We start from the raw sequence: 11,592 nt of genomic DNA on the forward strand, positions 1-11,592 counted from the left end.
CTCCGGTAACAACGAAGGTAAGGCGGCCCTAGTGTAGGTAAACCTAAGCGAAGCACTGCTAAACCAGCCCTACGAGCTCCTTCGCCAGCTCGGCCATATCTCGCCGTGTTGTATCATATATGCGGTCCGCGACGGCATCGTAGACCTCGTCCCGAGCGCCCAGCATAAGCCGGAACTCCTTGCGCGGCATGACCAGAGTGGCCGAGCGCTGGCCGATGAGCCCGTTGCGAGTGACGAGCGTGGACAGGTCGGCCGTCAGCTTGACCACCGTGCCCACACGCAGGCGCTCGCGGACAGGCACGTGCTCGGGGTCATCCAGCGAGTCCCCCAGCGCGTCCGAGGGGATAGCCAGCGCCCAGCGGCCGGCCGGGTCGGAGTCGACGTCGTCAAGGAAGTCGGACAGCGCCTCGGCAACGAGCACCTTGCGCTGCTCCGGGGCGAGCAGTACGTAGAAGTCCTCGAGCGAGTAGCCGTGCGCGGCCGCGACCGCGGCATCGACGTCGGCGGCCGTGAAGCCGAGCTTGGCGAGCTCGCCCACGACGGCGGACTTGCCCGTGCCCGGGGCACCGATGAGGAAGATCGCACTCACAGGCCCACCTCCGCAAAGGCGACGTCCAGCTGCTCGGGCGTGGGGGTGAGGATCTCGGGCACGCCAAGTTCGCGCAGGACGACGAAGCGGAGCTGGCCGCCGCGCACCTTCTTGTCCGAGGACATTATCGCGAGCAACTCCTCGCGGCTCGCGCCCGCGTACGTGGTGGGCAACTCGAGTGCGGCGAGGATCTTGCGGTGATGCTCGGCCAGGCCCGCGGGCCCCACCCCGGCGGCCTCGGCAAGGGCTGCGGCAAACACGCAACCGATTGCCACCGCCTCGCCGTGACGCACCCGGTAATCGGAGGAGGCCTCGATCGCGTGGGCCAGCGTGTGGCCGTAGTTAAGGAACTCGCGCTGGCCGGACTCGCGCAGGTCGTCCGAGACGATGTCGGCCTTGACCTGGACACTGCGGGCGATGAGCTCGAAACGCTTCGCCTCGGCGTCGCCGGCCTCAATAATGCTGAGGATCTCGGTGTCGGCGATCATGCCACACTTGGCCACCTCACCCATGCCAGCGCGCAGTTCACCGGCGTCGAGCGTGGCGAGCGTATCAACATCGCAAAAGACGCCGAGCGGCGGGTGGAACGCGCCCACCAGGTTCTTGCCGTGGGCGGAGTTGATACCCGTCTTGCCGCCCACGGCGGCGTCCACCATGCCCAGCAGCGTGGTGGGCACCTGGATGACGGCCACGCCCCGCAGCCACGTGGCGGCGAGGAAGCCTCCCAGGTCGGTGGTCGCTCCCCCGCCCACCGCGATGACCACGCCGTCGCGCCCAAGGTGGGCATCCCCGGCGGCGTGCCAGCCGCGCTCGAGGACCTCGGCCGTCTTCGCCTCCTCGCCCCGCGGAATGATGAAAGCCGAGGACGGGATGTCGGAGATCGTCAGCTCGGTGATGATCGGCTCGGCATACCGCGACACGTCCTCGCCGTAAACGACCAGCGCCCGCGACTTCGTGGCCGCAAGCTTGACCACGTCCGAGGCGAGCGCGTGCCCGATCACCACCTCGTAGTCCTGACCCGCAACGGCAATGCGCCTGTGGGGAGCCTCCAAGTAATTCACCACCTCATCAACGACGCGGGCCACCGGGCGCGCGTCAGACAAAACAACGTAATTGGCGACGCTATGGTAGAGCGTCGAGCGATGGCGGCGCAGGTTCTTGATCTGGCCCGCCGGATCCTTGCGCAGCAGCGGGCGCACGGTCCGCGAACGGCTCACCCGCCGGGTCAGCTCCTCGTCGGTGGCCTCGATGAGGACGACGTGCTGGTCGGCCAGCAAGCGGCGCGTACGCTCGTGGAGCACGGCCCCGCCGCCGAGCGCGAGGATGCCCTCGAACTCGTGCCTGGCCCACTCAATCGCGTCGGCCTCGATCTCGCGGAACGCGGCCTCCCCCTCGGACTCAAAGATCGAGGGCACGGAGCGACCGGTGCGCTCGGCTATGAGCTCGTCCGAATCGCGAAATTCGAGGCCGAGCGCGGCGGCGACCCGCCTGCCTACAGTCGACTTGCCCGCCCCGGGCATCCCGATGAAGATCGCGCGAGGTCCCATTACCTTCGAACCTCGTCGATCGAGGTCCACCACGAATCCAGGTTGCGCCGGATCTCGGCCAGCGAGTCCCCGCCGAACTTCTCCACGAGCGCCTCGGCGAGCACGAGCGCCACCATCGCCTCCGCAATCACGGCCCCGGGCACCACGGCCGTGGTGTCGGAGCGCTGGTGGAGGGCCGTGGCCACCTCGCCCGTGGCGGTGTCGATCGTGCGCAGCGCGCGCGGCACTGTCGAGATCGGCTTGTAGGCCACGCGGGCCACGATCGGCTCGCCGTTCGACATGCCGCCCTCAATGCCGCCGGCCCGGTTTGTCAGCCGCGCCAGGTGCCCGGCCTCGCGGACAATCTCGTCATGCGCGGCCGACCCGCGCCGGCGGGCCGTCTCAAAGCCGTCGCCGATCTCCACGCCCTTCACCGCCTGGATCGACATGAGCGCGCCGGCCAGCCGCGCGTCCAGGCGATCCTGCCCGCGCACGTGCGTGCCCAGCCCTTGAGGCACGCCCCAGCCCACCACTTCGACGACGCCGCCCAGCGTGTCCGCGTCCTTCTTCGCCGCGTCCACCTCGGCACGGAAGGCGGCGGCCAGTTCGGGATCCAGCTGGCGCACGTCGCACTCGTCGAGCGTGGCGGTATCCTCCGGCGTGGGGAGCGTGAGGTCCGAACCGCGCACGGAGCCGACCTCCACCACGTGGGAGACGATCTCAACGCCCGCCGCCTGGCGCAGCAGCTGCTTTGCCAGCTCGCCGAGCGCCACCCGGGCCGCCGTCTCGCGGGCCGAGGCCCGCTCGAGAACGGGGCGTGCCGAGTCGAAGCCGTACTTGTTCATCCCCACGAGGTCAGCGTGCCCCGGGCGCGGCCGGGTGAGCGGCTTGTTCCGGGAGACCTCCCGTTCGTCGCCCGTACCGGCGTCGATAAGGAGGGCCTCAGGCGGGACCGGGTCGGCGCTCATCACCGTGGACCACTTGAGCCACTCCGAGTTGCCGATCTCAAGCGCGATGGGCGAGCCAAGCGCCTCGCCGTGGCGGATCCCGGACAGGATCGTCAGCTCATCCTGCTCGAATTTCTGCCTGCTGCCACGCCCGTAGCCGAGCCGTCGCCGCCACAGCGCGTGCTTGATGTCCTCACTGGTCACGCGCACGCCCGCCGGCATACCCTCGAAGAGGGCCACCAGTGCCGGGCCATGGGACTCACCTGCCGTACTCCACCGAATCATGCCCCCTATTGTGCCATCTTGCGCCGCCCGGTGCCCGTGGCGCTCACGCGATGGCAAACGTAAGGAAGGACCCAGCCACGAGCCAAGGCCCGAGCGCGTGGCGGGAGCGCAGCGTCACGCGAGCAAACAGCGAGCGGGCGAGCACGTAGAGCACGTGCAGAACGAAGCTGGCGCAGATCATGTACAAGGCGCCGAGCGGGTTCCAGATCGAATTGAACAGGCTGAGCGCCACGATGAGCCGCGCGTCCCCCATGCCCATGAGCCGCCCGCGCGAAAAGACCGACACCGCGAACATCGGCACCGCCACCGCCGCGCCGACCGCCAGGCCCCGCCACGGCGCTCCCGCCGCCACGAAGGCTAGGACGGCGATCGCGCCCGCCAGGTGCGTCCAGTTCTTCAGCAACACGTGGTGACGGGCGTCGATCACAGCGTTGATGGCGAGCGGCGGGTAGAACAGCGCGGCGCAGACGGCCGGCAGCCACCACTGCCCCTGCCAGGCCCAGGCAAGCCCTGCCGTCCAGGCGGAGGCGAGCGCGCTCGCCACCACCACGAGCGCGGCCTGGCGGTTCGTCATGGAATCGTAAAGGAGCGGATGCATGCCCTCAGGCTAGCGATTCGCGCACATCAGCCGCGAAGTTCTCCACAGGCCCGGCGCCGCTGGTATCCCGCCCTTGATTACAGGGCGAGGATCTCGGCCTGCTCAACGTTCTTGCCCGTCAGCACCCGGATTTGGTCCTGTCGCTGGCGCGCTGTGACCTCCGCTGCACCGATCACCCGGCAGTCTGCTTCCGCCCACACACCGGCCAGGTCCACCACCACGCGCGGAGCCACCTCGGGCCGCTCAGCCACTGTCTGGACCAGCAGGTCGATCTCGTCCGCAAGCGCTGCGGGCCGCACGAGCTCGACGTCGACGTTCATCTTGTGCGCGGCGCTCACTGCCACTCCAGGGGCATCCGCCGCGATGAGGACCTGGTAGCGGTGCTGGACGAGGGCCGCCACCGAGCATGCCGCCGCCGCGCCCGAGCCCACGATGACTGCCCGGCGCGTGCCGCCGCCGGAATGCACTCCGAGATGGGCATCGAGCGTCCGCCCAAGCGCGCCCGGCAGCGCGGCGAAGCCCACCGCCATCCGGGAGGCGCCCATCGGCTGGAAGGCGAGCGTGTCGATCGCGCCCACGCGGGACGCGAGTCCGTCCACGACGTCGCACTCCTCCCTCAAGTCAGGGGCGGCGTCGATCTCGAAGGCGAAGCCGGCGCCGGGAAAGTCGAGGTTGACGGCGCCGAGCTCGGCCACCTCACCGGCAAGCCGAAACGGTGCCGGGTCGAGCCCGATTACCCCGATCAATTGTCGCTCTCGGACTGGGCGGCATCCGGGTGATCGGACACCCACTGGCGGAGCTCTTCGACATTGGCGTTGTGCTCATCGAGGCTGGAGGCGAACTTCGTCTCGCCCGTATCCAGGTTGACGGTCACGAAGTAGAGCCAATCCCCCGCCGGCGGGTTCGCCGAGGCCTCGATGACCTCGATGGACGGGTTGGAGATCGCGGTGGGCGGAAGGCCCGCGTGGAGGTAGGTGTTGTACGGGTTGTCGTGCGCAAGGTCCTCGCGGCTGGGCACGCCGCCGGACTTGCCCACGCCATACAGCACGGTCGAATCCATCTGGAGCCTGCCATTCACCTGGCCCGAATCGTTCAAGCGGTTCTCGATGACGCGGGCCACCTGGGCGTAGTAGTCCGGCCAATTGACCTCGCGCTCCACGATCGAGGCCACGATGATCGTACGCGCCCACTTCTCCTGCGGGATCCCCGAGGAGCGCAACTCACTCACGCGCTTGGACACCATCGTGGACAGCGCTTCCTTCGCCGTCGTATCCGGGGCGAACGAGTAGGTGACTGGCGAGAGCCAGCCCTCCACGTTGCCGTTCGCCTCCGCGGTCAGGCCCAGCCCCTCGGGGTCGGCCAGCGCGGCCTCGATCTCCGCCGCGTCGTAGCCCATGACGTTGACCAGGCGGTCCGTCACCTGCTGGAGGGTAAAGCCCTCCGGGATCGTCACGTTCAGCTCGGCCCGCGAACCCGGGTCGAGCAGGCTGGCAAGCGCCGCCACCACCGACATCTTCGACTTCATCCGGTACGAGCCAGCCTGGATCGACGACGCACGGCGATCGGCCTGGAACGCGTCTACAAACGCGCGCTCGGAGGCGACGACGTCGGCCTCCACGAGGATCGCGGCAATATCCCGGCCGGTCGAGCCCTCGGGAATGGTCACGATGACCTCACCACTCCCCTCGCCCTCGTAGTCTTGGGCGCTCGGCCGATCAAGCGATAGCAGCGACTGCACGTGCGGCAGAGCCACAACGGCCGACATGACAAGCAGAACAACCGCGACGAACGTGACCACGGCCGTGCGCAGGCCCCGCTTGCGCCGCTGCGTGGCGCGCAAACCCGCCTTATTCTTACCCTGCGAATCAGGGAGTTTCTCAAAAAGCTGTGACACGTTATTCCTCCGCAGTCTGCACCAGCTCCGGTACACGACCGCTCATGCGTTCCTGTTCCAGCGCGTTTTCCAAAATGATAACCGCTGCCGCCTGATCCACAACACGCCGATGGGTGATCTCCTTACGCCCGGCCTCGTGCAACTGGCGGTGCGCCTGCACCGTGCTCAGCCGCTCGTCCAGCATCCGCACCGCCACCGGCGCGATCCGCCGCGAGAGCCGGCGCGCCCACGAGCGCGCCTTCTTCGCCGATGCACCCTCCGTACCGTCCATGTTGAGCGGCAGGCCCACGATCACTTCGAGCGCGTCGGCCTCGCGGACCATCTTCGCCACCGCGTCGACGTCGCCCTTGCCGCTACGCAGCGTGGTCACGGGCGTGGCGAGGATGCCCGCCGAGTCGCTTCGGGCGACGCCGATGCGCGCGGCACCGACGTCGACCCCGAATCGAACACCTACCCTCACGGCCTAGCCGATCTGACCGAAGATGGCGCTGAGCGCTTCCTTGATCTTGGCCGGATCCTGGCCGCCGCCCTGCGCCATGTCGTCCTTTCCGCCGCCTCCTCCTCCGAGGATCTTCGCGGCAACCGACACGAGCTTGCCGGCCTTGATGCCGTGCTCGCGCGCGGCCTGGTTCGTGGCGATGACCACCGACGGGCGGCCCTTCGACACCGAGGTCAGCGCGACGACGGCGGGCGCCTCGCCCAGGCGCTCGCGGATCTGGGCGGCGAGCTGGCGCACCTGGTTTGGATCGGCGTCCGTGCCGAAATCGTGGATGACGGCGTTGACACCATTCGCCTGCCGGCGCTGTTCGATGAGCGCGGCGAGGCCGGCGGTCAGCTTCTCGGTGCGCAGAGTCTCCAGGTCCTTCTCCGCCTTGCGTAGCTTGGCCATGAGCGACTCGATGTGCTCGGGCAACTCCTCGGGGCGCACGCGCGTCATCGAGCTGAGCTGGCTCACGAGCGCGCGTTCCTTGGCGCCCTCGGCGTAGGCCCCGCGACCTACCAGCGCCTCCACGCGGCGCACGCCCGAACCGATCGAGGACTCGCCCAGGATGGAGACCAGGCCGATCTCGCCCGTGTCGCCCACGTGGGTGCCGGCGCACAGCTCGCGCGACCAGTCTCCCCCGATCGAGACGACCCGGACCTCCTTGCCGTACTTCTCCCCGAAGAGCGCCATCGCGCCGAGCGTCTTGGCCTCATCCAGGCTCATGATCTGGTCTGTGACCGCGAGGTTGTCCTGCAGCTTGCTGTTGACCTCGGCCTCAATCGCCGACAGGTCGGAAGCCGAAACCTGCGAGCCGTGACGGAAGTCGAAACGCATCCGCGAGGGCGCGTTCTCCGAACCAGCCTGGGTGGCCTCCGGGCCGAGCACCTCGCGCAGCACCTCGTGCACCATGTGCGTGGAGGTGTGAGCGCGGGCGATCTGCTCGCGGCGGTCGACGTCGATCTGACAGTAGACGGCGTCGTCAAGCGCCACCGAGCCCTCGGTCAGGCTGGCGCGGTGGACGAACAAGCCCTTGATCGGCATCTGCACGTCGCCCACTTCGAGCAGTCCGCCGCCCGCCACCGAGATCGTGCCGTGGTCAGCCAGCTGGCCGCCCTGCTCGGCCCAGAACGGGGTCTGGTCGAGCACGACATCGACCTGGGCCGGCGCCTCGGCAAACGGCACAGGCTGGCCGTCCTTGAGAATGGCCACTACCTTCGCCTCGGCGGCGTAGTCCGTGTAGCCGAGGAAGCGGGTTGCACCCCCGGACTCCTCCTCGATCTTGTGGTAAACCGAGGCGTCCACGTGGCCGGTCTTCTTCGCCAGCGCATCAGCGCGGGCGCGGTCCTTCTGCTCCTGCATGAGGGCGCGGAAGCCCTCCTCGTTGACCTCGACCCCGGCCTCGTGGGCCATCTCGAGCGTGAGGTCGATCGGGAAGCCGTAGGTGTCGTGGAGAGTAAAGGCCGTCTGGCCCGGAAGCTCAGCGCTGTCGGCCTTCGCCTGGCGCACCGCCTCATTGAAAATCTGGGTGCCCGATTCGAGCGTGCGGCGGAAGGCCTCCTCCTCACCGTAGGCGATCTGGGAGATGCGCGCGAAGTCACGCTCCAGCTCCGGGTAGGACTCCTTCATCACGTTCATCGACGCCGGCAGGAGGGTGGGCAGCGCCATCCCCTCGAACCCGAGCAGACGCACCGAGCGCACCGCGCGGCGGATGAGGCGGCGAAGCACGTAGCCGCGCCCGTCGTTACCGGGGCGGACGCCGTCGCCGATCAGCATGAGCGCGGAACGGACGTGGTCGGCCACGATGCGCATCCGCACGTCATCTTCCTCATCCGCGCCGTACTTCTTGCCCGTCAGCTCCTCGGTGGCGGCGATGACGGGGTAGACCTCGTCGATCTCGTACATGTTCTTCTTGCCCTGGAGCAGGTAGGCGATGCGCTCCAGGCCCGCGCCCGTGTCGATCGCGGTCTGGTCGAGCTTGCCGAGCAGCGGGTAGTCGTTGCCCGTGCCCTCACCGCGCATGAACTCGTCGAACACGAGGTTCCAGATCTCCAGGTAGCGGTCGCCGCCCGGGTCAACGTTGCCGCCCACGGCCTCCGGGCCGAAGTCCGGGCCGCGGTCGTAATGGATCTCGGCGCATCCACCCGCCGGGCCAGGCTGGCCCGTGGACCAGAAGATCTCCTCACGCGCGAGGCGCACCACGTGCTTAGGATCGAGGCCCACCACCTGCGTCAGGTGGTTGTAGGACACCTCGTCCTCCTCCCAGATCGTCACCCACAGGCGGTCCTTCTCCAGGCCATAGCCGCCGTCGTCGACAGGCGTGGTCAGCAAACCGAAGGCGAGGTCGATCGCGCCTTCCTTAAAGTAATCGCCGAAGGAAAAGTTGCCGCACATCTGGAAGAACGTGCCGTGGCGGGTGGTGCGGCCCACGTTGTCGATGTCATTCGTGCGGATGCACTTCTGGACCGAGGCCACGCGCGGGAAGGGTGCCTCCTCCGTGCCAACGATGTACGGGATAAACGGCACCATGCCGGCGATCGTGAAGAGGATGGACGGATCCGGGGACACGAGTGGAACCGACTCGGCGATCTCGTGGTCGTGCTTGGCGAAGTAGTCGAGCCAGCGGCGACGAATCTCAGAAGTACGCATTGAACTCCCATCTCAAAGCGCGTGAGCACATTGGTAGCGTTACAACAACAGAAAAATCTAAAGCTTCTTGGGACCGAAGGCGTCGCGCACCTTCTCCGCCCCCTTGCGCGCGGCGAGGAAGGGCGCGCCAACGGTGGAAGTGACCAAGGTGGTCATCGCCGAGATGTCCTCGGAGGTGCGGGCGGCCGCCTCGGTGATCGCGTCAAGCTTCTTCACCTGCAGGTTGGTTTCGGCCACGGTCTGGGCCGCCTCATCAATCGCCGGGAGGGTGTGCTCAGTGAGCTCCCGCAGCGATTCGGTCATCCGATCGAGCACATCGCACAGCTTGCGCAACGGCTTAATCGAGAAATACACGAGTACGAGGAAACCGAGGGCCGCCAGCACGCCGGCGATCTGTCCAAGAGTAATGTCTGCCATGGGGCTAGCTTATCTGGAAATGACAACGTGCCACGGCTGACCGCGGCGCGTTGTCCAGATAGCTTATCGCGAGTAGTGCTCGACGACCATCTGCACGTCACACGTGACCGGAACCTCGGCACGCTTCGGGCGGCGCACCAGCTCGGCACGGAGCTTGGTCAGGTCAACCGAGAGGTACTCGGGGACGGCGGGCAGGACGTCGGCGTGCTGGCCCTGGGCCGCCACCATGAACTGCGGGGAGGCCTGCGAGCGCGGCTTGATCTGGATGACCTGGCCGGGCTTGACGCGGAACGACGGGCGGTCCACGAGCTTGCCGTCCACGAGGACGTGGCGGTGGACGACCACCTGGCGGGCCTGGGCGATCGTGCGGGCGAAGCCGGCGCGAAGCACGAGGGCGTCGAGGCGCATCTCGAGGAGCTCGACCAGGTTCTCACCGGCCATGCCCTCCATGCGGCGGGCCTCATCCCAGATCTTACGAAGCTGGGCCTCGCGGATGCCGTACTGTGCGCGCAGGCGCTGCTTCTCCTTCAGACGAATCGAGTAGTCGGATTCCTTGACGCGGCCGCGGCCGTGCTCGCCCGGACGGTACGGGCGGCGCTGCATGAGGCGCTCCGCCTTCGGGGTGAGGGCAATACCAAGGGCGCGCGACTGACGCACCGACTTACGGGAACGGTTTCCAGCCATAAATATCTCTCCTGTCTACTCATGGCGTGCAATGCACGGGACCAACAACAAACGGCTAAGGCCCCAGGATGGACTCCGCGTGGGAGTGTCACTTCAACGGAAGCAACCGTGACATGGTAGCACTACTTACCCCGCAAAATCGCCTGGATCCGCTCCAGCCGGGACGTGATATTGGCCTCGTAACCACGATTCAGGGGCTCGTAGTAAGCGGTGCCCACCAGCTCGTCGGGCAGGTACTGCTGGGCGGCCACGCCGTCCGGCACGTCGTGCGGGTAAACGTAGGGGATGTTGCGGCCCGTGGACTGCGCCGCAACCTTCGAGGCCTTGACCGACTGGTCGCGCAGGTGGACGGGCACCGCGCCGATCTTGCCCGCCCGCACGTCAGCGATCGCCTTGTTGATCGCCAGGTAGGCGCGGTTGGACTTCGGTGCGGTGGCGAGGTGGACCACCGCCTCGGCCAGGATGATGCGTGCTTCCGGCATGCCCACGAGCGCCACGGACTGCGCCGCGGCCGTGGCAGTCTGCAAAGCCGACGGGTCTGCCATCCCCACGTCCTCAGCCGCGGAGATCATGAGGCGTCGGGCCACGAAGCGCGGGTCCTCCCCCGCCTCGAGCATGCGCGCCAGGTAGTGGATGGCCGCGTCCACGTCCGATCCGCGGATCGACTTGATGAAGGCCGAGATCACATCATAGTGCTGGTCGCCGCCGCGATCGTAACGCACGGCGTAGACGTCAACCGCCGCTTCGACGTCGGCAAGCGTGAGGTGGTCCCCCACCACGGCGGCCTCGAGGATGGTGAGCGAGCGCCGCCCGTCGTTGCCGGCGAGCCGGACGATCTCGGCCACCGCCTCATCCTCAGCCCGTACCTTGCCGCCGTACCCGCGCTCGTCGGTCAGCGCGCGGCGCACGAGGGTCTCGATGTCGGCGTCGGTAAGCGGGTGGAGGGTAAGCAGGAGTGAACGCGAGAGCAGCGGGGAGATGACGGAAAACGAGGGGTTTTCGGTGGTGGCGCCGATAAGGATCACCCAGCCGTTTTCCACCGCCGGCAGCAGCGCGTCCTGCTGGGTCTTGGAAAAGCGGTGGACCTCGTCCACAAACAGGACCGTGTCGGTGCCGTCGGTGACCAGGTGGTCGCGCGCCTCGGCGATGACGGCGCGCACTTCCTTCACGCCGGCCGAGACGGCCGAGATCTCCACGAAACGACGATTGCCCTGGCGCGCCACGAGGTAGGCCAAGGTGGTCTTGCCGATTCCGGGAGGGCCCCACAAGAACACCGAGCTGGGCGCGCCCCCGCGGTCCGGTTCGATCAGCCGACGCAACGGCTGGCCCGGCCCGAGCAGGTGGCTTTGGCCCACCACCTCATCGATCGTGCGCGGACGCATGCGCACGGCAAGCGGCGCGGAGGTATCGGCCGGAGTACCGTCCACGCTCATCGATTGGGAGTCAAACAGATCCATTCCTTCAGCATATCTCCCGCCTCCGACAAACTTGCGCACGCCCGAGCGCGGACGGCGAACTCGAG

The 11,592-nt window shown here is 67.7% G+C and carries 11 protein-coding genes; all 11 read right to left on the bottom strand.

The genetic code is table 11. The features are described from left to right. Positions 1–58: 58 nt before the first annotated feature. Positions 59–589, bottom strand: coding sequence for a hypothetical protein (locus HMPREF3174_RS01260; protein WP_068538313.1), 531 nt, complete (start codon positions 587–589; stop codon positions 59–61). After that, positions 586–2,136: a 3-dehydroquinate synthase gene (aroB, locus tag HMPREF3174_RS01265; protein WP_070447462.1), complete on the bottom strand. Its 1,551-nt coding sequence runs from the start codon at positions 2,134–2,136 to the stop codon at positions 586–588. Before aroB ends, HMPREF3174_RS01260 begins: the two co-directional genes overlap by 4 nt. Continuing rightward, the gene (aroC, locus tag HMPREF3174_RS01270; protein ID WP_068538315.1) at positions 2,136–3,347 is read right to left on the bottom strand and encodes a chorismate synthase; all 1,212 of its coding nucleotides are present in this window, start codon (positions 3,345–3,347) and stop codon (positions 2,136–2,138) included. Before aroC ends, aroB begins: the two co-directional genes overlap by 1 nt. 43 nt (positions 3,348–3,390) lie before the next feature. After that, positions 3,391–3,945 (bottom strand): prepilin peptidase, encoded by a 555-nt coding sequence (locus HMPREF3174_RS01275; RefSeq protein WP_062612430.1) that lies wholly within the window; start codon positions 3,943–3,945, stop codon positions 3,391–3,393. A gap of 77 nt (positions 3,946–4,022) precedes the next feature. After that, positions 4,023–4,691, bottom strand: coding sequence for a hypothetical protein (locus HMPREF3174_RS01280; protein WP_068538317.1), 669 nt, complete (start codon positions 4,689–4,691; stop codon positions 4,023–4,025). Then, positions 4,688–5,839, bottom strand: a complete 1,152-nt coding sequence (mltG, locus tag HMPREF3174_RS01285) for an endolytic transglycosylase MltG (protein ID WP_148132139.1) — start codon at positions 5,837–5,839, stop codon at positions 4,688–4,690. Before mltG ends, HMPREF3174_RS01280 begins: the two co-directional genes overlap by 4 nt. Before the next feature lies 1 nt (position 5,840). Beyond that, positions 5,841–6,299: a Holliday junction resolvase RuvX gene (ruvX, locus tag HMPREF3174_RS01290; RefSeq protein ID WP_062612426.1), complete on the bottom strand. Its 459-nt coding sequence runs from the start codon at positions 6,297–6,299 to the stop codon at positions 5,841–5,843. Positions 6,300–6,302: 3 nt separating this feature from the next. Further along, complete coding sequence (alaS, locus tag HMPREF3174_RS01295; RefSeq protein ID WP_070447465.1) at positions 6,303–8,969, bottom strand: alanine--tRNA ligase; 2,667 nt, start codon at positions 8,967–8,969, stop codon at positions 6,303–6,305. Between the two features lie 57 nt (positions 8,970–9,026). After that, positions 9,027–9,386 (bottom strand): DUF948 domain-containing protein, encoded by a 360-nt coding sequence (locus HMPREF3174_RS01300; RefSeq protein WP_062612422.1) that lies wholly within the window; start codon positions 9,384–9,386, stop codon positions 9,027–9,029. 63 nt (positions 9,387–9,449) lie between these two features. Further along, the gene (gene rpsD / locus HMPREF3174_RS01305; protein WP_062612421.1) at positions 9,450–10,070 is read right to left on the bottom strand and encodes a 30S ribosomal protein S4; all 621 of its coding nucleotides are present in this window, start codon (positions 10,068–10,070) and stop codon (positions 9,450–9,452) included. A 122-nt stretch (positions 10,071–10,192) separates the two neighbouring features. Further along, complete coding sequence (locus tag HMPREF3174_RS01310) at positions 10,193–11,527, bottom strand: replication-associated recombination protein A (protein WP_062612419.1); 1,335 nt, start codon at positions 11,525–11,527, stop codon at positions 10,193–10,195. Between the last annotated feature and the right edge of the window lie 65 nt (positions 11,528–11,592).

It is taken from the genome of Trueperella sp. HMSC08H06 (genome assembly GCF_001808465.1).
In the GTDB taxonomy this organism is placed as follows: domain Bacteria; phylum Actinomycetota; class Actinomycetes; order Actinomycetales; family Actinomycetaceae; genus Trueperella; species Trueperella bernardiae.